This is a genomic window from Streptomyces gossypii (genome assembly GCF_025165795.1).
GTDB classification, from domain to species: domain Bacteria; phylum Actinomycetota; class Actinomycetes; order Streptomycetales; family Streptomycetaceae; genus Streptomyces; species Streptomyces gossypii.
In genome coordinates, this window is sequence record NZ_JAJAGO010000013.1 from 136,625 (window position 1) to 158,584 (window position 21,960).

Genomic DNA, 21,960 nt, shown 5'->3' on the forward strand with positions numbered 1-21,960 from the left:
TATGTCCGGGCAGGACACGGGTCGTTCCTCCGCATCATTCCGGAAGGAACCCGCATGTCCCAGCCCACACCGCAGCCCACACCCCGGCCCACACTCCAGCCCGTCCCCGGCCCGTTCAGCCTCGACCGGCTGCGCGCCGAGGACGGTCCGCCTTTCGCGCTGCTGCGCAGGCGCACCCCCGGCAGGGACGGCAACACCGTCGAGGTGCTCGTCGGCGAGGTGCGGGAGGTCTCCCGGCTCGCCGACCTCCCGACCGGTGACGAGGGCCGTGGCGCGCTGGCCCTGGTGCCCTTCCGGCAGATCGCGGAGCGCGGCTTCGCCACGCGCGACGACGGCACCCCGCTCGCGGTCCTGGTACCGGACGAGACGTACGAACTGCCGCTCCAGGACGTGCTGCACGAGCTGCCCCAACACCGCGTGCAGGTGTCCGAAGGCGCCTTCGACGTGGACGACGCGGCCTACGAGGAGATCGTGCGTCGCGTCGTGACGGAGGAGATCGGCGCGGGGGAGGGCGCCAACTTCGTCATCCGGCGGAACTTCGAGGGCGTCGTCCACGGCTTCTCCCGCGCCGACGCCCTCGCGCTCTTCCGCCGGCTGCTCAGCGAGGAGCAGGGCGCCTACTGGACCTTCCTGGTGCACACCGGAGACCGGGTGCTGGTCGGTGCCAGCCCGGAGGTGCACGTACGGATGAGCGGCGGCACCGCCGTCATGAACCCGATCAGCGGCACCTACCGCTATCCGCCGGAGGGCCCGTCCACCGAGGGCCTGCTGGAGTTCCTCGCCGACCGCAAGGAGAGCGAGGAGCTGTCCATGGTCGTCGACGAGGAGCTCAAGATGATGAGCGTCATCGGTGACCACGGCGGCGTCGTCGTCGGCCCCCGCCTGCGGGAGATGGCCCATCTGGCGCACACCGAGTACGAGTTGCGCGGCCAGAGCTCGCTGGACGTACGCGAGGTGCTCCGCGAGACGATGTTCGCCGCGACCGTCACCGGCTCACCCGTCGAGAACGCCTGCCGGGTGATCAAGCGGTACGAGCCGACGGGGCGGGGCTACTACGCGGGTGCGCTGGCGCTGCTCGGTGAGTCGGACGGGGCGCAGACCCTCGACTCACCGATCCTCATCCGCACCGCCCACATCGACACCGCCGACGGCAGACTGCGGGTGCCGGTCGGGGCCACCCTCGTACGCGCCTCGGACCCGGCGGCCGAGGTCGCCGAGACCCATGCCAAGGCCGCCGGGGTGCTCACCGCGCTGGGCGTACGGGAGGCGCCCGCGGGCGGCGTGCGGCCGCGTGCACGGCTTGCCGGCGACCCGCGGGTGCAGGCGGCGCTGGCTGCCCGCCGCACCGGACTCGCCCCGTTCTGGCTGCGGATGCAGGAGCACAGCGCCGAGCGGCACGGGCACGCCCTCGTGGTGGACGCCGAGGACACCTTCACCTCGATGCTCGCCCATCTCCTGCGGGTGTGCGGGTTCGGGGTGACGGTCCGCCGCTATGACGAGCCGGGGCTGCGCGAGGCGGCGCTCGCGCATCCGGGCCCCGTGGTGCTCGGGCCCGGGCCGGGCGATCCGCGCGATGTGGCCGACCCGAAGATGCGGTTCCTGCGCGGGCTGACGCGGGAGCTGCTCGCCGGGCACCGGCAGGGGGTGCTCGGGGTGTGCCTGGGGCACGAGCTGATCGCCGCCGAGATGGGGTCCGCCGAGCTGCCGTTCGCCGGGTCGGGGTCGGGGTCCGCAGGAGCGGTGCCGGGGCTGGAGCTGGTGCGGAAGGCACGGCCGTACCAGGGGGCGCAGGAGCGGATCGACCTCTTCGGGCAGCCGGAGACCGTCGGCTTCTACAACTCCTTCACCGCACGCTGCGACGAGGCGGCTGTCACCGAACTCGCGCCGCTCGGGGTCGAACTGAGCCGCGACCCGGACAGCGGCGAGGTGTACGCGCTGCGCGGGCCCGGCTTCGCGGGCGTGCAGTTCCACCCCGAGTCCGTCCTGACGCTGAACGGCGCCCGGGTGACGGCCGGGCTGCTGGGGCGTGTTGCGAACGTACCGCCTGGCCCGCGGCACCCTGCGCGGACCCTCGCAGCGTTGTCGGAATCGCCCGAGTAACCCATGACGACGGTCTGACCGGTCGCGCCGCCGGTTCGGGGGCCGGGGGCGGCCGGCCCCCGGCCCCCGAACCGGCAGACTCTCAGCCGAAGAACACCCCCGCTTCCTCGTACAGCTCGGGGGAGACCGTCTTGAGCTTCTCCGTCGCCTCCCGGAGCGGCACCCGCACGATGTCGGTGCCCTGGAGCGCGACCATCGTGCCCCAGTCGCCGTCGTGCACCGCGTCGATCGCGTGCAGCCCGAAGCGGGTGGCGAGCCAGCGGTCGAACGCGCTGGGGGTGCCGCCCCGCTGGACGTGCCCGAGCACCGTCGTGCGGGCCTCCTTGCCGGTGCGCTGCTCCACCTCCTTGGCCAGCCACTCGCCGATGCCCGACAGCCGGACATGCCCGAAGGAGTCCGTCGAGCCGTCCTTGAGCACCATCTGGCCGTCCAGCGGCATCGCGCCCTCGGCGACCACGACGATGGGCGCGTAACTCGCCTTGAACCGGGACTCCACCCAGCCGCACACCTTCTCGATGTCGAAGCGCTGCTCGGGGATGAGGATGCAGTTCGCGCCGCCCGCGAGCCCGGAGTGCAGCGCGATCCATCCGGCGTGCCGCCCCATCACCTCCACGACCAGCACTCTCATATGGGATTCGGCGGTGGTGTGCAGGCGGTCGATGGCCTCGGTGGCCACTTGGACGGCGGTGTCGAAGCCGAAGGTGTAGTCCGTGGCCGAGAGGTCGTTGTCGATGGTCTTGGGGACGCCGACGCACTTGATGCCGACCTCGGAAGTCAGCTTCGCGGCGACGCCGAGGGTGTCCTCCCCGCCGATCGCGATCAGCGCGTCCACCTCGTGCTTGGCAAGGTTCTCCCGGATCCGCCGCACCCCGTCCTCCTCCTTGAACGGGTTGGTGCGCGAGGAGCCCAGGATCGTGCCGCCGCGCGGCAGCGTGCCGCGCACCGTCGGGATGTCGAGTGGCATGGCGTCGCCCTCCAGAGGACCGCGCCAGCCGTCCCGGAAGCCGAGGAAGCTGTAGTCGTACCGCTGGACTCCCTTACGGACGACGGCCCGCATGACCGCGTTGAGACCGGGGCAGTCGCCGCCACCGGTCAGCACTCCGACCCGCATGGGATCTCCCTTCTCCGCGTGGACGCAACAGCGGCCACGCTAGCGGTGATCCACGTCACACGGGGATGGTCAGGATGGACGGAATTCCGGGAAGATGGCGGAAATCAAACGGAGTTGGTGCGCCCGACCCCCACGCCCGCTCACTCGTACGAGCGACCGCCGACCGGAGTCAGGCGCACCGGGCCCAGGCCGAGGCGGGAGATCTGCTTGTCCGCCAGGATCAATACACCTCCGGCAGCGGTTGGTTCGGTGGTCACCACAGGGTGGGGTCCTCTTCCGGCTCGGGTGCTCCGGGCAGCCCCGGCGGTACGGCGGCCTGTGCCAGTGCGTCCCAGGTGTCGTAGCGGCCTGCCATGCGCAGCAGGAGCAGTGCGGTGGCATAGGCGTCGAACGTGGCGCGGTGCCGGTGGGCGGGGGCGCCGGTCAGGTCCAGACCGGCGTGCTCGATCAGGGCGTCGAGGTGGTGTCTGGGGTGTCGGTGTAGGTCGCGCGGGCCAGGCGCAGGGTGTCGAGGACTCCGGCCGGTTCCCATCCGGGCAGGTGCCGGGTGAGGACCCGGTAGTCGACGCCGGCGTGCCGCGCGAGGTCGGGCGGTTCTCCCGCATGTTCGACGCGATGGTGGCCTCGGCCCTTCCTCCCGGCGACACCCCGAAGTTCCTGCACCAGCTATCGCGAGAGAGCTCAGAATGACCCCTCACAACCGCAACCTCATGGCCCCTGACCTCGCCGGAGTTGCTGACTGGTTCACGTCGTCCTACAGCAACGGCGGGGGAAACTGCGTGGAGGCTGCCGACCTGATCCAGACGACCTACGGTGCAGTCGCCCTGCGTGACTCCAAGGACCCTGCCGGTCCGGCCCTGCTCTTTCCGTCGGACGCGTTCGCCTCGTTCGTCGCCGATGTGCGCGAGGGCCGTTTCGACGGCTGACCCTTGGCAGCACGGCAGCGGACAGGCCGCTCTTCCCGGGCAGACCGGGAACAAGGCCCTGACCGCCGGTTCGAGCGAGCCTTCGGTGGCGGGGCGGAGAAGGACGGCGTGATCAAGGAATCTCTCGGCGGAGAACTCCTTGATCACGCCCGATGGGTCATGCGGGGATGGATCCCCCGAGGGATCAGGAGTGTGCGAGCAGCGGTTCGCCGTCCCCCGTGCCTCCGGCGCTTCCCGCCTTCTCGGCGGCCGCCGGCTGCCTGGGGCGCGGGGTGTTCATCAGGACGGCGACGAGCAGCGCGCCGGCCACGAGGATCCCCGCGGCCCAGGCGCCGGCCGTCGCGAAGCCTTCCACAGCCGCCTGCTTGAGGAGGTCCGGGTCCGGGCTGCCGTGCGAGGCATGCGAGGCCAGGTAGTCGGCGGTCGTGCTGGCGGCGAGGGTGTTGAGCAGCGCCGTGCCGAGTGAGGTGCCGATCTGCTGCGCGGTGTTGACGCTGGCCGAGGCCACGCCCGCGTCGTCCGGGTCGACGCCGTGGGTGGCGTAGTTGAGGGCGACCGGCATGATCAGGCCCGCTCCGAAGCCGAGGAGGAGCTGCGTGACCAGCACGCCGCCGGCGTAGCCGGTGTCAGGCTCCAGGGTGAGTATCCACAGCATGCCGACGGAGCTGATGAGCATGCCGGGCACGATGAGCACCCGTGGCGGCACCCTGGGCAGCAGCCGGGTGGTGAGTCCGCCGGCCGAGACCAGGACCGCCGTGACCATCGGGAGGAAGGCCACGCCCGTCCTGATCGGCGAGTATCCCTTGACGACCTGCATGTAGTACGTCAGGAAGAGGAACGCCGCGAACATTCCGATGACGGTCATTCCCACGGCCAGGTAGGCGCCGCCGCGGGTGCGGCTGGCGATCACGCGCAGCGGCAGCAGCGGCTGCGGCACCCGGCTTTCGACGAAGATGAACGCGCAGAGCAGCACCGCGCCGGCAGCCAGCAGGCCGACCACCTTCCCCGAGTCCCAGCCGTCGGACTCGGCCCGGCCGGTGCCGTAGACGACGGCGACCAGCCCGCCGGTCACCAGCAGTACACCGGGGATGTCGAAGCGCGCCCTGCCCTCGTGCCGCGACTCGGTCAGCAGTGCGTACCCGCCGATGGCCGCGATCAGGGCGATCGGGATGTTGATGTAGAGGCACCAGCGCCAGTCCAGATACTCGGTCAGCGCTCCGCCGGCGAGCAGTCCTGCCCCGCCGCCCGCGGCGCTGATGGCCCCCCAGATCCCGAACGCCTTGGCGCGGTCCTTCGGTTCGGTGAACATCACGGTCAGCAGCGACAGCGCGGACGGCCCGAGCAGCGCGGCGAACCCGCCCTGCAGGGCGCGGGCGGTCAGAAGCAGCTCGAAGTTGCCCGCCGCGCCGCCGAGCGCCGACGCGCCGGTGAAGCCGAGCAGCGCGACGAGGAAGGTCCGCTTGCGCCCGGTGTAGTCGGCGATCCGGCCGCCGAGCAGCAGCAGGCTGCCGAACGCCAGCGTGTACGCGGTGATGATCCATTGCCGGTCGCCGTCGGAGATCCCCAGGTCCTGCTGGAGGGACGGCAGCGCGATGTTCACGACGGTGGCGTCCAGAACAATCATGAGCTGGGCCAACCCGATGAAGAGCAGTGCGGCCCAGCGGCGCGAGGTTCCCGGCGGGTCCTGCGCCTTCGTGGTTGCCATGACTTCGTCCTCACTGGTGGTGCTGTGCCGTGCGGATCGTTTGCGCGGCGTCCTGACGAGCACGAGACGTCGGAGGTCCGATCCCTGTGACAGCACCGGTCATGTGAGGAGCGCCACCCCCGGCGGGCGTCACAGAGCGGCGGGGACCGGCGTCTTGTGCGTGTGGCAGGAGTGAGAGCGAACAGGTGGGAGCCGGAGATGGGTGAGGGCAGCGGGCAGGCACAGGACAGGCGCGGACGGACCGCTGGAGACGGCGGCATGGACTCCGCCACCGAGGCGTTCGTCGCCCATCGCAACCTGCTGTTCACCGTCGCCTACGAGATGCTCGGCTCGGCCGCCGACGCCGAGGACGTCCTGCAGGAGACCTGGCTGCGCTGGGCGGGCGTCGACCTGGAGGCGGTGCGGGACCAGCGCGCCTATCTGGTGCGGATCACCACGCGCAAGGCGCTGGACCGGCTGCGCGCGCTCGGCCGGCGCAGGGAGTCGTATGTCGGCTCCTGGCTGCCCGAGCCGCTGCTGACCGCGCCCGACGTGGCCGAGGACGTCGAGCTGGCCGACAGCGTCTCGATGGCGATGCTGTTGGTCATGGAGACGCTCACACCGACCGAGCGGGCCGTGTTCGTGCTGCGCGAGGTGTTCGATCTGGGGTACGAGGAGATCGCGGGCGCCGTCGACAAGAGCCCGTCCGCGGTCCGCCAGATCGCCCACCGGGCGCGGGCGCACGTCGCCGCGCGGCGGCCGCGTGACGCCGTCTCCCAGGCCGATACCCGGCACGCGCTCGCGGCGTTCCAGCGGGCCGTCGAGACCGGCGACCTGCAGAACCTGTTGGACATCCTCGCTCCGGATGTCGTCGTCCTGAGCGACGGCGGCGGAGTCGTACAGACTGTGCGGTACCCCGTCGTGGGGGCCGACAAGGTGGCTCGCCTGCTGACCATCGGTCTGGCGAAGTTGGACCGTGCCGGGAGGTCGATCGAGCCGGTCTGGGTCAACGGCTGCCCGGGGCTCATTCTGCGGTACGACGGAGAGGTCGACACCGTCGTGGCGATGCGGGTCGAGGACGGCCTCATCACCGGGGTGTACATCGTGCGCAATCCCGAGAAGCTGTCGCGCGTGCAGCAGAAGACCGTGCTGAGCCGCTGAGTTGTGGCGCCGCTGAGGCGGGTACGGCGGAGTCAGTCGAGGTCGTCGAGACCGCGCTCGATCGCGTAGCGGACCAGTTCGACCCGGTTGTGCAGCTGGAGCTTGCCCAGCGTGTTCTGCACGTGGTTCTGCACCGTGCGGTGCGAGATGACCAGCCGCTCGGCTATCTGCCGGTAGCTGAGCCCCTTCGCCACCAGCCGCAGCACCTCCGTCTCGCGGTCCGTCAGCTGCGGGACGCCCGGCGCCTCCGCCGCCGCGGGCACCGGCTCGGTGGCCAGCCGCCGGTACTCGCCGAGCACCAGCCCGGCCAGCCCGGGGGTGAAGACCGGATCGCCCTCGGCAGTCCGGTGTACCGCGTCCACCAGCTCCTCGGTGCTCGCGGACTTCACGAGGTAGCCGGTGGCGCCGGACTTCACCGCCTCCAGCACATCCGCGTGCTCGCCGCTCGCGGACAGCACCAGCACCCGGAACTCGTCACCCGCGCCGACCAGCGTCCGGCACACCTCGGCCCCCGGCATCCCCGGCAGATTGAGATCCAGCACCAGGACGTCGGGCCGCGCCGCCCGCGCACGGCGTACGGCCTGCTCACCGTCGCCCGCCGTCGCCACGACCTCGAAACCCGCCTCGCCCAGATCCCGGGCGACCGCGTCCCGCCACATCGGGTGGTCGTCAACGACCATCACCTTCAGCGGCTGCCGCCCCCGCTGCTCCTGCTCAGACATCCTTCGGCATCCTCAATTCCACTTCGGTCCCCTGTCCCGGCACCGACACCAGTTCGGCCGTGCCGCCCAGATCGCGCAGCCGCCCGCGCATCGACAGCGCGACGCCCATACGGCCCTCCGCCTCCGCGTCCGCCAGCCGCCCGGCCGGAATGCCTGGGCCGTCGTCCCGCACACTCACCAGTACCGCGTCCGGTTCTTCCTCCAGCAGGATCCATGCCCGGGCGCCCTCCCCGGCGTGCCGCCGCACGTTGTCCAGGGCGGCACCGACAGCCGAGGCCAGTTCGCGGGCCCGTCCAGGCGCCAGAGGTACCGGGGCACCCGGTCCGGAGAAGGTCACCCGGGATCCGGCCAGCCCGGCGAGCAGCCCCCGCAGATCGCTGCTCTCCGCCCCGTCCGCCCCGCTCACCTCGCCTGCCCCGCCCGCCCCGCTCGATTCTCCCGGGGCCCGTCCCGGCCGCGGCTCGGACGGTCCGGCCGCTACCAGCGCCCGCAGCGCCGACTCCTGCTCACCCGCGAGCCTGCCCAGCTCCGCCGCGTCGCCGCCCAGCGCCGTGCCGCGCCGCATCACCATGGCGAGCACCTGGAGCACGCTGTCGTGGATGTCACGGGCGAGCCGCTCCCGCTCGCGGGTGGCCGCCTCGATCTGCAGGGCACGGGAGAGCGTGCGCTCGCTGGCCCGCGCGACCTCGACGACATAGCCGATGGCGATGCTGGCCACGCACACCAGCAGCACGTTGTGCAGAGTGTCACCGGAGACGCTGCCCCGTTCGACGACATTGGCGACACCTACCGCCGCGGCGGCGGACAGGCCCCAGCGCCAGCCGCCCTTCAGGGCGAAACCGAGCACGGCACCCGCCGTCCATATCGACGGCAGCGTGCTGACACCGCCCTCCACCCTGTCGAGGTACTCGACATGGCGGGTGAGGAGGATGCCGGTCAGCGCCACGATGAGGTCACCGGCGAGGAAGAGGGGTGTGCAGCGCTCCGCCGACTGCACCTTCCGCACGGTGCCCAGGGACCAGAGCGTGAGCACGGCGACATACACGCTCGCGACGAGCGGGTGCTCATACCGGCCGTGCGCCACGAGATGCAGGGCGACCGCGTAGACCAGGGTTCCCACCCGGTAGACCGTCAGCGCGCGCCACAGCGGCTGTTCGACCGAAATCCTCGCGGACATCTCTCCCCCGACCCGGGCGGCGCCACTGCCCGTACGCTACGCCTCTCTGCCCTTGCCGTCCCCGCCGTCGCCGCCGGCCTGCTCACCCTTCTCGGCCTGCTCACCCTTCTCGGCCTTCTCGGCTTTCTCCGCCTTCTCGGCTTCGGCCAGCTGACGCTTCGCGGCCGTCGCGTACACGTCCACGTACTCCTGACCGGAGAGCCGCATGATCTCGTACATCACCTCGTCGGTCACCGAGCGCTGGATGAAGCGGTCGGTGTCCATGCCCTGGTAACGGCTGAAGTCCAGCGGCCGCCCGACCCGGATGCCCGGCCGCATCAGCTTCGGCACCACCTTGCCGGGCGGCTGGATCTTCTCCGTGTCGATCATGGCCACCGGGATCACCGGGGCACCGGAGCGCAGCGCGAGCCGGGCCAGACCGCCGGGCTTGCCCCGGTAGAGCCTCCCGTCGGGGGAGCGGGTGCCCTCCGGATAGATACCGAACAGCTCACCGCGCTCCAGCACCTCCAGCCCGCTCCTGATCGCCGCCTCACCCGCGCCCCGCACGCCCGACCGGTCCACCGGAAGCTGCCCGACGCCCTTGAAGAACGCGGCCGTCAGCCTGCCCTTCACCCCGGGCGAGGTGAAGTACTCGGCCTTGGCGATGAAGGTGACCTTGCGGTCCAGCATGGCGGGGAGGAAGAAGGAGTCCGAGAACGAGAGGTGGTTGCTTGCCAGAATGGCGGGGCCGGCCTCGGGAATGTTCTCCAGGCCCTCCGCCCATGGCCGGAAGACCAGTTTCAGCGAGCTGCCGACAGACAGCTTCATCGCGCCGTAGAACAACCGGGACCTCCTGATGACCGATGTGCACGAGCCTATCTCGCCATGCCCGTAGGCTCCCCCCGCGGTGCGGCGGGCGCTACCGGGTCGCCGAACGCACGCGTAGGGTGGCCGAAGGAGTGGTTCCCGGCGGGGCCACGCCTGGACCAGGACTCCCGCTCCGTCCGTGCGAATGGAGATTCACGGTGCCGCTCATGCCCGGAGCCGAGCCAATGCGCCATGAGGGCTCTGACATCGGTGTGCTGCTCTGCCACGGCTTCACCGGCTCACCGCAGTCGCTGCGCCCCTGGGCCCGCTACTTGGCTGACCAGGGCCTCACCGTCTCCCTGCCGCTGCTGCCGGGCCACGGCAGCCGCTGGGAAGACCTCCAGGTGACCGGATGGCAGGACTGGTACGCCACCGTCGACCGCGAGCTGCGCCTGCTGAGTGAGAGCTGTGCGCGGGTCTTCGTCTGCGGGCTGTCCATGGGCGGCGCTCTGGCGCTGCGCCTGGCGGCCCGGCACGGGGCCGCGGTGAGCGGCATCGTGGTGGTCAATCCGGCGAGCACCTTCCCGCGCGCGGCCGGATACGCGCTGCCCGTCCTGCGCCACCTGGTCCCCACGTCATCGGGCCTGACCGACGACATCGCCAAGGAGGGCAGCCATGAGCTGGGTTACGACCGGGTGCCGCTGCACGCCGCCCACTCGCTGCGCAGCTTCTTCCGGGTGGTGCGCGGTGAGCTGCCGCAGGTCACCCAACCCCTGATGGTGCTGCGCAGCCGGTCGGACCATGTGGTGCCGGCCACGGACTCGGCGCTGATCCTCTCCAGGGTCTCCTCCACCGAGGTGACGGAGACGGTGCTGGAGCGCAGCTACCACGTCGCCACGCTGGACTTCGACGCGGAGCGGATCTTCGAGGACAGCCACATGTTCATCTCCCGTATCGCGGCAAGGGAGACGGCACGTGACAGAGCGTAACCCCGATGGCGGGCCGGGCGACGAGCCGGAATCCACGCTGCCCCCGGACGAGGAGGCGGCTTGGGCGGCCATCGTTGCCGGATACGGCGAGGAGCCCGACGTCGCCTCCCGCGAGGCCGACGGCATCGACGGCACACCGGAGGCGGACGGCACACCCGAGGCGGACGCCAAGTCCGAGACCGACGGCACGCCCGAGGCAGACGACTACCCGGAGCCCGACGGCGACACCCTGACCCGGCCTGACGACGGGGCACGTCCCGGCGAGGAGCCGGGCGAGGGCGGCGCGGGCGGCGGCGCGGGCGAACCTCCGGTGCGCAGCGTGACGGTCTACGCCGCCGGTACCGGCCCGCGCGACTGGGACCTTCCCGAGGGCGCGGACGACGAGGGCCACTTCGTCCCCCCGGAGCCGCCGCCGCTCCCCGAGACCGACATGACCACCAGGTTCGCCTGGCTCGCGGTGCTGGGCGGCCCGCTGCTGCTGATCGCGGGGGTGGTGTTGCAGTTCGAGATGACGTGGTGGGTCATCACCCTGGGCGTCGGCGGATTCCTCGGTGGCTTCGGCACGCTGGTGGCCCGCATGCGGGACGACCATGACGACTTCGACGACCCCGGGCGCGGTGCGGTGGTCTGACCGGGATCACACCGGGTGCGGCGGCACCCGGAGGGCCGCGAGCACGGGCAGATGATCAGTGGCCGCGCGCAGGTCCTGGTCGCTGACGCCCGGCAGTCCGGCAGGCACACCGCAGCCGAGGACCTCCACCCCGTCCGAGGCGAACACCGCGTCGATGCGCTGATGCGGACGGTCCGGTGTGGAGGTGAACTCCTCGCCCCAGGGCTTGCTGACCCAGGCGTCCCGCAGCGTGTCCGTGAGGCGGCGGAAACTGCGCCCCTCGGGGCGCTCGTTGAGGTCGCCCGCCACCACGCTGTGCGGGGTGCCAGGGTGCGGCAGCCGGTCCAGCAGCAGACCGGCCTGCGCGTAGCGTTCCTCGCTCCGCAGGCTCAGATGGCAGCTGACCACCGAGAGCCGTGCCGACGGTCCGAACCGCAGTACGGCGGTGGCCAGTCCGCGCCGGTGCAGGCCGGGGGTCAGCGGCAGCAGCACGTCCTCGGTGTGCTCGACGTACGCGCGCAGCGAGGCGAGGATCATCGGGCCGCTGGCCGTCGCCCCGCCCGTGACATACGTCAGGTCGGTCGCGTGGGCCAGCCGCGAGGCGTACTTGCGCCAGCGGAAGAAGCGCGGGGCCTCCTGCACACACACGACATCGGGTGCGCAGGCCCGGATCACCCGGGCGAGCGCCGCCGTATCGTCACGCATGGAGCGGATGTTGTAGCTCAGGAGGCGGACCACGGCGGAGCCGTCGGGCTCGGTCTTCGACTCAGGAAGATCCGCAAGTGTCATGGGAGCAAGCTTACGACCTGGCCGGAGCCTCGAAGGTCCCGGCGCCCGGTCACCTGTGAGGGGTAAATGCCCGGTAATCGCGCGTGGCGGCGACGTGAGCGGACTACCGTGGCAAGTCGATGGAGCGTACTGGGCCTTGGGGAGCCGCCGCCGTCCGGCGCGCGGTGCCCTTCCGGGACGAAAGTGGTGACCCATGTCAGGAAGTGGAAGAGGAACAGGCAGTCGGCGTCGTGCCGTCGTCGGGCTGGCGACCGCCGGGTTACTGGCGCCGCCGGCGATGATCGGCCTCGCCGCGGCACCGGCTCAGGCGGCGGGCTCGTGGTGCGGGGGGCTGCAAGGTCCGTATCAGAAGCAGGCGGAACGGTTCCTGGGGCTGCCGGCCGACGGCGTGCAGACGGCCGCCGACTGCCGGGAGATCCGGTCGTTCCAGGCGTCGCACGGCATCCAGCCGCAGTACGGCTATGCGGGGCCGGTCACCTGGAAGGTGATGAAGACGGTGAAGCGGCAGGAGGCAGCGGGGCGGCAGCCGAACCAGGCCGGAAGCTGTCCGGTGAACAAGGGCCGCATCGCGTGTGTGGACCTGACCCGGCAGATCAGCTGGATCCAGGACGGGGCCGAACTGCGCAAGGGGCCCGTACCGGTACGGACGGGCCGGAACGGCCATGAGACCCGCACCGGGCTGTACAAGATCTACTGGCGGAACAGGCACCATGTGTCGACGCTGTACGACTCGAAGATGCCCTACAGCCAGTTCTTCGACGGCGGCGAGGCGTTCCACGCGATCAGCGGGAGCGTGTGGTCGGAGCCGGGCTCCCACGGCTGCGTCAACATGCGTACCGCGGACGCCAAGGCGTACTGGAAGCTGCTCCGCCACGCGGACGACGTGTACGTGTACGGGCGCAAGCCCGGCACATGAGGCCCTGACCGCCGCGGTGCCCCGCCGCCCATGACGTGGCCGGCGGGGCGTGAAGGCGCGCACCGCCGGCCCTGCGGGCCGGCGGCTGGTCAGGCCGCGTAGCCCTTCGGCGGGATGAGGCTGGCGAGCTGGTCGAAGGACAGCCAGTAGATCTGGTTGCCGCCGAAGGAGGCGGGGGCGGCGATGAGTACGGTGCGGTTCGCGTCGTCATAGCCGATGACCGTGGGGCTTTCCTGGGCCGAACAGGGCGCTTACGGCGACAACGGCGGTGGCCAGAGCTGCGGGGCGGGTGAGAGTGCGGGAAGTACGCAACGCGGTGGGGATGCGGGTGCAACAGCCCGCCCAGTTTCCGTGCATGCCCATGACAGTTGCAAGCGATGACAGCCCAGACTTACGGCGGCCCGACCGGCGGGCGGCGCGGGAAGCCGCCCCTCCTGCTACGGAATTTCGCCCCGCTCACCGCTGCGCAGCAGCGCACGCCCTTCCGCGGTCGCGACGTGGAACGACCGTCCGGCCTTCCGGACCGTGATCACGAGTCCTGCCGCGCGCAGCACCTTCAGGTGCTGGCTGATGGCCGGGTGTGTCACCGCCTGCATGCGGGCGAGCTCCACGGTGGAGGCGCCGGTCGGGGTCGCCCCGAGCACGGCCGCGCGCGTGTGCCCGAGCAGCGGGCCCAGCGGAACGTCGTCCGTACGGGCCGTGGGTGTGGGGCGGGCCCAGTCCACGGCGTGGTTGACGGGGTAATCGGCCTCCAGCACCGGCTGGCGCCAGCGGAACCGGGGACCGAGGCCGGACAACAGGCCATCGGTACCACCGCGGAGGAGCCTGTGCAGGCGGATGACGCGGTCGGCGTCGCCGTGGGCGTGGATGCGTTGCCAGAACGGGGCGAGGGTCTCGAGGTGGTACGTGCGGAGGGCGTCCCCCAGCCGCTGGAGCGCGTCGCCGTCGCCGCCCGCCAGCGACTCCGTCCAGGTCGGGAGTCGGCGTGACGCGGCAACCCGCGTCAGATGGGTGCGCAGGCGCGGTGGCGGTGTGTGGACGAGGGTGTCGACGGCGGCCTGGAGCGTCTCGCAGTCGCCTGTCCGCAGCACTAGGCGACCCTCGCGGGAGACCACTGTCAAGACGCTGACCGGTGCCTGCCGCAGCCTGGGGGAGCGGAGGAGTGGGCGGCCGGGGTCGTCGTTGAGGTGCCGGAGTGCCGATCCAGCACCACGCCGGGGCTGGTCCGTCAGCTGTGCGGCATGTAACGGGCGAATGCCGCGGTGGCGTTCGCCAGCCGCTCCGGGGTGAACTTTTCGGGCTGTTCGAGCAGCAGGCGTGCGAGGAGTTCGGCGTTGCCCCGTACGAGGTGGGCGATCAGGTGGGCGTCGACGTTCGCCGCGCCCTCGCGGTCGATCCGAGCCTCGATGACGTCCTCGATCTGCTGGAGTACTCGTTCGCGTCCGTCACGAATGGCCTCGTGCACGCTGGCCGGTGCTCCTTCGATCGGCAGGAGAACGAGCCTGGAGATGTCCGGTTCGCGGACGACGTGCTCCAGGTACACCACCAGGCCTGTGCTGAACGCCGCGACGAACCCGTCCGCCTCTCGTGCGGCCGCGAGAGCCTTGGCGACGCGGGCCTGGGTGACCTCCTGGGCACGCAGCATCACGGCGCGCTGCAGTCCTGCCTGCGACCCGAAGATCGCGTAACTGACGGACTTGGCGACGCCGGCCGCGGCGGCGACACGTTCCATCGTCATCCCTCTCCAGCCGTGCTCGGCAAGCAGCTGCGCCGCGGCGTCGATGATCTGCGCACTGCGCTCCTCGCGTGGCCGACGTGGGGCATAGCGACGTCGCTGCGTACCGGAGTCTGGAGAACGAGTCACCCCCTAGTTATACCCAATCGAATGTTCTTGTTGGTACATTCGCCGGGCCGTCGCCCGCACTGGTGCCTGTGCACCGAGCCGTGGCTCCATCCCCCAGCCCCCGAGGTGAGCCGGTCGTGAGCGGAATGCAGGACCTTACGGGCCGCCGCGTGTTCATCACCGGCGCGGCCAGCGGCATCGGTCGCGCCACCGCCGCGCGGGCTGCGGCCAAGGGCGCGGTGCTGTTCCTGACCGATCTGGACGCCGACGGCCTGGGCGCCACCGTCGAGGAAGTACGCGCCGCGGGTGGCAGGGTCGCCTACGCGAAGGCCGCGGACATCTCCTCGTACGAGAAGGTCAGGGCCATGGCCGACGAGGTCCACGCCGACGGTGGGCCAGTGGACGTCGTGATGAACATCGCCGGGATATCGATCTGGGGCACCGTGCAGTCCCTGCAACACCGGCACTGGCGCGCCCTGGTGGAGGTGGACCTCATGGGGCCGATCCACGTCATCGAATCATTCGTGCCCGCCATGATCGCGGCAGGGCGCGGCGGCCACCTGGTGAACGTCTCCTCCGCCGCCGGACTCGTCGGCCTGCCCTGGCACGCGCCCTACAGTGCCGCCAAGTTCGGGCTGCGCGGCGTCAGTGAGGTGCTCCGCTTCGATCTCCGCCTGCACCGCATCGGAGTGACCCTGGTGTGCCCCGGCGCGGTCGCCACACCGCTCACGGAAACCGTGGAGATCGTCGGCGTGGACCAGGACAGCCCGGCGATACGGCGGCTGCGCGCCAACTTCCGCGCGCGGGCCGCCAGTCCTGAGCAGGTCGCCACCAAGATCCTCTACGGCGTTCACAGTGGACGTTACCTCGTGCACACCTCACGGGGTGTCCGCCTGCTGCACGCCCTGCAGCGCGTGGCTCCGCCGCTGTACGTGCTCGCCATGCGGGCCGCGAACCGGGCCATGACCCGCTTGCTGCGCCCGGCCCCGCTTCCCCCGCAGGCCGGCGGAGACACCCCGTGACCCCGCCGGGGCGGGACCGGCCCGCCGCGAGTGCGCCCCGTATCACCCCCGGTAGCCGGAAGGAAGTCGGCGCCCTCGTCTGGCTGTTCAGCCACCTAGCCGGGTTCGTCTCCAGGACCCGCGCACCCGCCCTCTTCCTGACCCTCGGGCGGCACCGCAAGCTGTTCCGCGGCTGGCTCCGCTTCGCCGGCCGGCTGATGCCGGGAGGGACACTGCCGCGTCGCGAAACCGAACTCGTCATCCTGCGCGTCGCCCATCTGCGCGGCTGTTCCTACGAGTTCGAGCACCACAAGCGCCTCGGCCGCAGAGCCGGAGTCACCCGCGCCGACCTCGACCGCATCGTCGACGGTTCCGACGACGCGGCATGGACCACACGCGAACGGGCGCTGCTCGCGGCGACGGACATGCTGCACGAGCGCCAGGACCTCGACGACACCGCGTGGCAGGACCTGCGCGCACATCTGGACGAGAACGCCGCGATCGAGCTCCTGCTCCTGGTGGGCCACTACCAGATGCTTGCCACCACCATCACCGCCCTGCGCCTGTCACCTGATGCTCCACGGGGAGAACCTCGTGGCTGAGAGGCCGGCACCCTCACGAGCCACGGCCGGGCAGACGCGGCGGCGACCAGTCACGGTCGCACATCCCGTCGCAGCCCGGCCGCGCACCCCCACACACAGGAATCCCCCACCAGGAGGTCATCTTGAAGGAGCAGGCTCCCACCCGCAGGCGCATCCTGAAGACCGCGGGCGGCTTGTCCGCCGCGGCGGCTCTCGGAGGCGCGGGCGTCGTCGCGGCCGGGTCACCGGCCGGCGCGGCCGGCAACGGCTTCGGGCTGCGCATCGTGGAACGCGGCGAGGGCAATCCCCGCATGTGGTACTACCGGTTCGCGACCGACGCGATCGGCTGGGACCCTGCCGTCAACGTCCTGCTGCCTGAGGACTACCACAGCAGCGGACGCACGTACCCGGTGCTGTACCTGCTGCACGGCGGCGGCCTCGACCAGGACTTCATGACGTTCGACAGGGGCGGCATCCGCGACCTGGTCGGCGGCAGGCCGATCATCGTGGTGATGCCCGACGGCGGGCACACCGGCTGGTACGGCAACCCGGTCAGCTCCCGCGTCGGGCCACGCAACTGGGAAACGTTCCACATGAACCAGCTGCTGCCGTGGATCGACGCGAACTTCCGCACGTACGCGGAGTACGACGGCCGCGCCGTCTCCGGGTTCTCCATGGGCGGCTTCGGCGCGCTGAAGTACACGGCCAAGTACTACGGCCACTTCGCCTCGGTCAGCTCGCATTCCGGCCCGGCAAGCCTGCGCCGCGACCTCGGGGCGGTCGTCCACTGGGCCAACGTCTCGGCCGCGGCTGTGGACCTGGCCGGCGGCACCATCTACGGCGCGCCGCTGTGGGACGAGGCCAGGGTGAGCGCCGACAACCCGGTGGAGCGCGTCGAAAGCTACCGGAACAAGCGCGTCTTCATGGTTGCCGGGACCAGCCGCTCCCCGGTCAGCTGGTTCGAGCAGATCACGGAGGGCGAGGTGCTCGCCGGACAGCGGGAGTTCCGCGGTCTCCTCGACGGCGCCGGCATCAGGCACGAGGCGCACGAGGCGCCCGGCGGACACGTCTTCCGGCACGATATGTTCCAGCGCGACCTCGACGGCATGATCGGCCGGCTCCGCAAGGCGTAGCCGGCCGGCTGCCTCCGGTGTACGCGGAGGGCCCGTCGGGCGGACCGAGCCGACCCGACGGACCCTCCCCGGTTCCCCCGGTGCGCGGCTTCCGTACGGCGGAGGAGCGCGGTGAGCGGCAGCGCCGCAGGACCCCGCCGTGAGCGGCGGGGCACGGCCTTCAGGGCGTGCCGACGGCGGGCCGGTCTGCCTGGACGGTGGGGGCGGCGGGGGCGCTGGAAGCGGTGGAGGCGGCGGGGGCGGAGTCAGGCGCCTCCCCGGCCCACTCACCCCTGATGTGGTCGAGATGGCGTGCCATGACCCGCTCGACGGCCGCCGCGTCGCGGGCGAGCAGGGAGTCGAGGATCTCGAAGTGTTCGGGCGCGGTCTGCTGGAGGGTTCCCTGCTCGGCGAGGGTGCTGACGCCGTAGAGCCGCGTCTGGTCCCGGAGCTGCGCGACGGTCTTGACCAGGCGGCCGTTGCCGCCCAGTGCCAGCAGGTCCAGGTGGAAACGGCGGTCGGCCTCGAGGAAGGCGGAGACGTCGCCGGAACGGGCGGCGGTGTCGATCTCCTCGGCGACGGGGCGGAGCGCTTCGATGTCCTCGTCGCGCGCCCGTTCGATCAGCGCGACGACGCCCGGGATCTCCAGCATCCGGCGCATCTCGCCGATCTCGTCGAGGTCGTGCTCGCTGATCGGCACGATGCGGAAGCCGCGGTTGCGCACCGGCTCCATGATGCCCTGATTGACCAGCGTGAGCATGGCCTCCCGTACGGGGCTGTTGGACACCCCCAGGCGCGTTGCCAGCGCTGAGGCCGAATAGATCTCATTCGGACCGATCTGCCCGGAGACGATGGCCTGCCGCACGATCATCAGTGCCTGCTCGCCGAGACTCACCCGCTGTAGTCGCTGCACGTCCACTGCCTCCCCTTTCGTGTGGAGCCCTTGACGCCGAGATGCTGCGGTTCGCATACTACCGGGCATCGCTGAGCGGTAATCGATTACCCATTACTACCCTCCCCGTTATCGAGAGTTTCCTCTTTCTCCTCCGCACGCAAGGGAGCCGGCCGTGCCAGCTGAGACCAAGCGCGGGTACTGCACGCTGTGCCGATCACGTTGTGGCGCGGTCTACACCATCGAGTCCGGACGGATGACGAAGGTCGAGCCCGACACCGGCCATCCGACGGGCACGGCGCTGTGCCCGAAGGGCCGCGCTGCCCCGGAGATCGTGCACAGCACCCGCAGGCTGACGAGCCCCCTGCGGCGTACGCGCCCCAAGGACGACGACGACCCGGGCTGGGAGGAGATCAGCTGGGAGGAGGCGATGGCCACCATCGCCGAGCGGTTCTCCACGATCCAGGCGGAGAGCGGGGCGGAGGCCATCGCGTTCGCGGTCACCTCGCCCAGCGCCACGCCGATGTCGGACTCCATCGAGTGGGTCGAGCGCTTCATCCGCCGCTTCGGTGCGTCGAACACCTGCTACTCCACGGAGATCTGCAACTGGCACAAGGACTTCGCGCACGCCTTCACCTACGGAAGCGGCCTGCCCACCGCCGACTACAGCGCCACCGACCTGGCCGTGCTGTGGGGGCACAACCCCGCGAAGACCTGGCTCGCCCAGGCGGTCGCCCTGCGCGACGGGCAGGAACGGGGCGCCCGCCTCGCGGTCGTCGACCCCCGGCGCTCGACCAGCGCCCGGGACGCCGACCACTGGATGCGGATACGCCCCGGCGCGGACGCCGCACTCGCCCTGGGCGTTGCCCGCCACCTCCTGCACAGCGACCGCTACGACGCGGACTTCGTCCGGTCGTGGACCAACGGTCCGCTGCTGGTCCGCGACGACACGGGAGAGCTGCTGACAGCGCGAGAGCTGGATCCCGGCGCACCGGACGGCTTCGCCGTCTGGGATCTCGCCGCCGGCCGCCCCCGCTGCTACGACACCCGCGCGCAGGCCGAGCGTCCCGGGGACTTCGCGCTGCGCGGGGAGTACACCGTGGCCCTCGGCGGCGGGCTGTCCGTGGGGGTACGACCCGCGTTCGACCTCTACTTCCAGGCCTGCGAGCCGTGGACCCTGGCGCGAACCGCCCGCCGCACCTGGATCCCGGAGGACGAACTCCGCGCCTTCGCTGAGGAGTTCGCCGCAGCCCGCAGCGTGGCCTATCACTCCTGGACGGGCGTGGGTCAGCACGGCAACGCGACGCAGACCGAGCGGGCGATCGCCACGCTGTACGCGCTCAAGGGCTGTTATGACGCCCCGGGCGGCAACGTCGTCCTGCCCAAGGTCCCCGTCAACGCCGTGACCACGCTCGACCAGATGGAGCCCGGCCAGCGCGCCAAGACCCTGGGGCTGCGCGAACGCCCGCTCGGCCCTCCGGCCACCGGCTGGGTCACCGCACACGACCTGTACGGCGCGATGCTGGACCACGACCCCTACCGGGTACGGGCGCTGATGGGGTTCGGCGCCAACCTGCTGGTCTCCCAGCCCGCCCCGGAACGCGGCCGCCGCGCCCTGCGTGCCCTGGACTTCTACGTGCACTGCGACCTGTTCATGAACCCCACGGCGCAGCAGGCAGACATCGTGCTGCCGGTGAACAGTCCGTGGGAACGCGAGGCCCTCAAGATCGGCTTCGAGATCAACGAGCGTGCCCAGGAACTGGTGCAGCTCCGCCAGCGGATGGTCGAGCCGGTCGGCGCGTCCCGCTCCGACACGGAGATCGTCTTCGACCTGGCCTGCCGGCTGGGCATGGGCGAGGACTTCTTCGACGGCGACATCGAGGCCGCCTGGAACCACGTCCTCCAGCCCACCGGGCTGACGGCACAGGAGTTGCGCCGCGCACCGGGCGGAATCCGGATCCCGCTGCGGACCGTGTACCGCAAATACAGTGAGCTGGAGGCCGACGGCACCGTCACGGGATTCGCCACTCCCAGCCGCCGCGTCGAGCTGTACTCCGCCCGGCTCGCCCGGATGGGGCACCCGGGCGTACCCGACGCGGGGCCGGGAGAGGCGGAGTCGCTGCCGTTCCTGCTGACCAGCGCGAAGAGCGGCTACTACTGCCACAGCCAGCACCGCTCCCTCTCCTCACTCCGGCGCAAGCACCCGGAGCCCACCGTCGAGGTCGCGCCCGAGCTCGCGCGGCGGCGCGGGTTCGCCGCCGGTGACCAGGTGAAGGTGGCGACCGCTCACGGGACGCTCCGGATGCGTGCCGCCGTCGATCCGGACCTCGACCCGCGTGTGGTGGTTGCCGACTACGGCTGGTGGGAGGCGGCACCGGACCTCGGACTGCCCGGAGCCGACCCCGTCCGGGGGGACGTCAACTTCAACGCGGCCGTGCCCGGCACGCCCGCCGACCCGGTGAGCGGATCACTCCAGCTGCGCGGCGTCGCCTGCGATGTACAGGCCGAAGCGGGAGCGCGGCACCAGGATCCGGACGGCACACGTCCGTTCACCGTCGTCGAGATGAACGAGCGCGGCAGGGACGTGGTCGAGCTGCGGCTGCGTCCGGCTGATGACGCTCCCGTCCCGCCGCACCGGCCCGGCCAGTACATCGGTGTGGCCCTCAGCGGTGTGCAGGACGCGGCCGAGGTCACCCGGTCCTACTCCCTCACCGGCTCTCCGGGCGATGAACACTCCATCGCCGTACGCCTGTTGCCCGACGGGGCCGTCTCCACGTACGTCCATACGACCCTGCGGGTGGGGGACACCGTGGCCGTCAGTCCGCCGGCGGGCAGCTTCACCCTGCCCGTCGACGCGCCGTTCCCCGTCGTGATCATGGCGGCCGGAGTCGGCATCACCCCGTTCCTGAGCCAGCTCACCCAGATCACCCGCGAAAGCGGCGGGGGCGGACGGATCACCGTCCACAAGGGAGACCGCAGCGGCGCCGACACGTGCTTCGGACCGCGGCTGGAGCGCCTGTCCGCCGAGATCCCCAGGCTGCGTCTCGTGCGGCACCTGAGCAGCCCGGGACCTGCCGACCGGCTCCGCCGCGACTATGAACGCATCGGACGGGTGTCGGCCGAATCCGTCGCGCAGGCGGACATCGACGGACGGGCCCGCTTCTACCTCTGCGGCCCGGACACGATGATCCGCGAGGTGACGGAGGGGCTCGTGGCCCGCGGCGTACCGCGCTTCGAGATCTTCGCCGAGCGGTTCGCGCCGCCGCCCCGGACCATGCCCGCGGGCGACGCACAGCACGCGGTCACCTTCCGGGCCTCGGGCACGACCCTGACGTGGCGCCCGCAGGACGGTCCGCTGCTCGACCTCGCCCAGCGCAACGGGGTGCGCCTGCCCAGCGGATGCCGCGTCGGCCAGTGCGAGAGCTGCGCCGTACGGGTGCTCTCCGGATCCGTCGCGCACTTCACCGACCCGCCCGACACCGGCGACACCTGCCTCACCTGCCAGGCCGTCCCGGCGACCGACGTCGTACTGGACGCCTGACCGGACCTGATGAACCACC

At 71.3% G+C, this 21,960-nt stretch carries 20 protein-coding genes and 1 pseudogene; 10 read left to right on the plus strand and 11 right to left on the minus strand.

The genetic code is table 11. The features are described from left to right. The first annotated feature begins 54 nt into the window (after nt 1-54). Complete coding sequence (locus tag LHJ74_RS26085) at nt 55-2,100, plus strand: anthranilate synthase family protein (protein WP_260220682.1); 2,046 nt, start codon at nt 55-57, stop codon at nt 2,098-2,100. Between the two features lie 82 nt (nt 2,101-2,182). On the opposite strand, the gene LHJ74_RS26090 is transcribed toward LHJ74_RS26085, so the two are convergent. Both LHJ74_RS26090 and LHJ74_RS34510 read right to left on the minus strand, forming a co-directional pair. After that, complete coding sequence (locus tag LHJ74_RS26090) at nt 2,183-3,211, minus strand: 6-phosphofructokinase (protein ID WP_260220683.1); 1,029 nt, start codon at nt 3,209-3,211, stop codon at nt 2,183-2,185. 447 nt (nt 3,212-3,658) lie between these two features. Next, nucleotides 3,659-3,874, minus strand: coding sequence for a hypothetical protein (locus tag LHJ74_RS34510; RefSeq protein WP_375546842.1), 216 nt, complete (start codon nt 3,872-3,874; stop codon nt 3,659-3,661). A gap of 23 nt (nt 3,875-3,897) precedes the next feature. Here LHJ74_RS34510 and LHJ74_RS26105 point away from each other — a divergent pair, with 23 nt between their 5' ends. Further along, nucleotides 3,898-4,137: a DUF397 domain-containing protein gene (locus tag LHJ74_RS26105; RefSeq protein ID WP_260220685.1), complete on the plus strand. Its 240-nt coding sequence runs from the start codon at nt 3,898-3,900 to the stop codon at nt 4,135-4,137. A gap of 184 nt (nt 4,138-4,321) precedes the next feature. Here the strand turns inward: LHJ74_RS26105 and LHJ74_RS26110 are convergent, their stop codons facing one another. Then, nucleotides 4,322-5,842 carry an MFS transporter gene (locus LHJ74_RS26110; protein ID WP_260220686.1) on the minus strand — a complete coding sequence of 507 codons (1,521 nt, stop codon included), beginning with the start codon at nt 5,840-5,842 and terminating at the stop codon, nt 4,322-4,324. Between the two features lie 258 nt (nt 5,843-6,100). Between LHJ74_RS26110 and LHJ74_RS26115 the strand changes: the two genes are divergently transcribed. Beyond that, nucleotides 6,101-6,982 carry an RNA polymerase sigma-70 factor gene (locus LHJ74_RS26115; protein WP_260220688.1) on the plus strand — a complete coding sequence of 294 codons (882 nt, stop codon included), beginning with the start codon at nt 6,101-6,103 and terminating at the stop codon, nt 6,980-6,982. A 32-nt stretch (nt 6,983-7,014) separates the two neighbouring features. On the opposite strand, the gene LHJ74_RS26120 is transcribed toward LHJ74_RS26115, so the two are convergent. The 3 genes from LHJ74_RS26120 to LHJ74_RS26130 are packed head-to-tail and all read right to left on the minus strand — an operon-like array spanning nt 7,015 to nt 9,703. After that, nucleotides 7,015-7,704 carry a response regulator gene (locus LHJ74_RS26120; RefSeq protein ID WP_260220689.1) on the minus strand — a complete coding sequence of 230 codons (690 nt, stop codon included), beginning with the start codon at nt 7,702-7,704 and terminating at the stop codon, nt 7,015-7,017. Next, nucleotides 7,697-8,881, minus strand: a complete 1,185-nt coding sequence (macS, locus tag LHJ74_RS26125) for a MacS family sensor histidine kinase (protein ID WP_260220690.1) — start codon at nt 8,879-8,881, stop codon at nt 7,697-7,699. The genes LHJ74_RS26120 and macS overlap by 8 nt, the downstream gene beginning before the upstream one ends. Before the next feature lie 36 nt (nt 8,882-8,917). Continuing rightward, a complete protein-coding gene (locus tag LHJ74_RS26130) occupies nt 8,918-9,703 on the minus strand; it encodes a lysophospholipid acyltransferase family protein (protein WP_260220691.1) in 786 nt (261 codons plus the stop codon). A 182-nt stretch (nt 9,704-9,885) separates the two neighbouring features. Between LHJ74_RS26130 and LHJ74_RS26135 the strand changes: the two genes are divergently transcribed. Next, on the plus strand, nt 9,886-10,656 hold the full coding sequence (locus tag LHJ74_RS26135) for an alpha/beta hydrolase (RefSeq protein WP_260220692.1): 771 nt from the start codon (nt 9,886-9,888) through the stop codon (nt 10,654-10,656). Continuing rightward, nucleotides 10,643-11,287 (plus strand): hypothetical protein, encoded by a 645-nt coding sequence (locus LHJ74_RS26140; protein ID WP_260220693.1) that lies wholly within the window; start codon nt 10,643-10,645, stop codon nt 11,285-11,287. Before LHJ74_RS26135 ends, LHJ74_RS26140 begins: the two co-directional genes overlap by 14 nt. Before the next feature lie 6 nt (nt 11,288-11,293). Here LHJ74_RS26140 and LHJ74_RS26145 read toward each other — a convergent pair whose 3' ends face one another. Next, nucleotides 11,294-12,055 carry an endonuclease/exonuclease/phosphatase family protein gene (locus tag LHJ74_RS26145; protein WP_260220694.1) on the minus strand — a complete coding sequence of 254 codons (762 nt, stop codon included), beginning with the start codon at nt 12,053-12,055 and terminating at the stop codon, nt 11,294-11,296. 193 nt (nt 12,056-12,248) lie between these two features. Here LHJ74_RS26145 and LHJ74_RS26150 point away from each other — a divergent pair, with 193 nt between their 5' ends. Next, nucleotides 12,249-12,971, plus strand: a complete 723-nt coding sequence (locus LHJ74_RS26150; RefSeq protein WP_375546843.1) for a L,D-transpeptidase — start codon at nt 12,249-12,251, stop codon at nt 12,969-12,971. Between the two features lie 89 nt (nt 12,972-13,060). On the opposite strand, the pseudogene LHJ74_RS34580 reads toward LHJ74_RS26150, so the two are convergent. The 3 genes and pseudogenes from LHJ74_RS34580 to LHJ74_RS26160 all read right to left on the minus strand — a co-directional run. Continuing rightward, nucleotides 13,061-13,195, minus strand: a pseudogene (locus LHJ74_RS34580) (C39 family peptidase); the annotation flags it as partial. Between the two features lie 213 nt (nt 13,196-13,408). Continuing rightward, nucleotides 13,409-14,062 (minus strand): ArsR/SmtB family transcription factor, encoded by a 654-nt coding sequence (locus LHJ74_RS26155; RefSeq protein ID WP_260220695.1) that lies wholly within the window; start codon nt 14,060-14,062, stop codon nt 13,409-13,411. A 137-nt stretch (nt 14,063-14,199) separates the two neighbouring features. Then, nucleotides 14,200-14,835: a TetR/AcrR family transcriptional regulator gene (locus tag LHJ74_RS26160; protein ID WP_260220696.1), complete on the minus strand. Its 636-nt coding sequence runs from the start codon at nt 14,833-14,835 to the stop codon at nt 14,200-14,202. 125 nt (nt 14,836-14,960) lie between these two features. Here LHJ74_RS26160 and LHJ74_RS26165 point away from each other — a divergent pair, with 125 nt between their 5' ends. From LHJ74_RS26165 to LHJ74_RS26175, 3 genes are all read left to right on the plus strand, one after another. Further along, nucleotides 14,961-15,836: an SDR family oxidoreductase gene (locus LHJ74_RS26165; protein ID WP_260220783.1), complete on the plus strand. Its 876-nt coding sequence runs from the start codon at nt 14,961-14,963 to the stop codon at nt 15,834-15,836. After that, complete coding sequence (locus tag LHJ74_RS26170) at nt 15,833-16,417, plus strand: carboxymuconolactone decarboxylase family protein (protein ID WP_260220697.1); 585 nt, start codon at nt 15,833-15,835, stop codon at nt 16,415-16,417. The genes LHJ74_RS26165 and LHJ74_RS26170 overlap by 4 nt, the downstream gene beginning before the upstream one ends. Nucleotides 16,418-16,539: 122 nt before the next feature. Next, nucleotides 16,540-17,529: an alpha/beta hydrolase gene (locus tag LHJ74_RS26175; protein ID WP_375546844.1), complete on the plus strand. Its 990-nt coding sequence runs from the start codon at nt 16,540-16,542 to the stop codon at nt 17,527-17,529. 160 nt (nt 17,530-17,689) lie between these two features. Here the strand turns inward: LHJ74_RS26175 and LHJ74_RS26180 are convergent, their stop codons facing one another. After that, nucleotides 17,690-18,421, minus strand: coding sequence for a GntR family transcriptional regulator (locus LHJ74_RS26180; RefSeq protein ID WP_260220698.1), 732 nt, complete (start codon nt 18,419-18,421; stop codon nt 17,690-17,692). A 154-nt stretch (nt 18,422-18,575) separates the two neighbouring features. Here LHJ74_RS26180 and LHJ74_RS26185 point away from each other — a divergent pair, with 154 nt between their 5' ends. Beyond that, entirely contained in the window at nt 18,576-21,941 is a 3,366-nt protein-coding gene (locus LHJ74_RS26185) for a molybdopterin-dependent oxidoreductase (RefSeq protein ID WP_260220699.1), read from the plus strand. Nucleotides 21,942-21,960 lie beyond the last annotated feature (19 nt).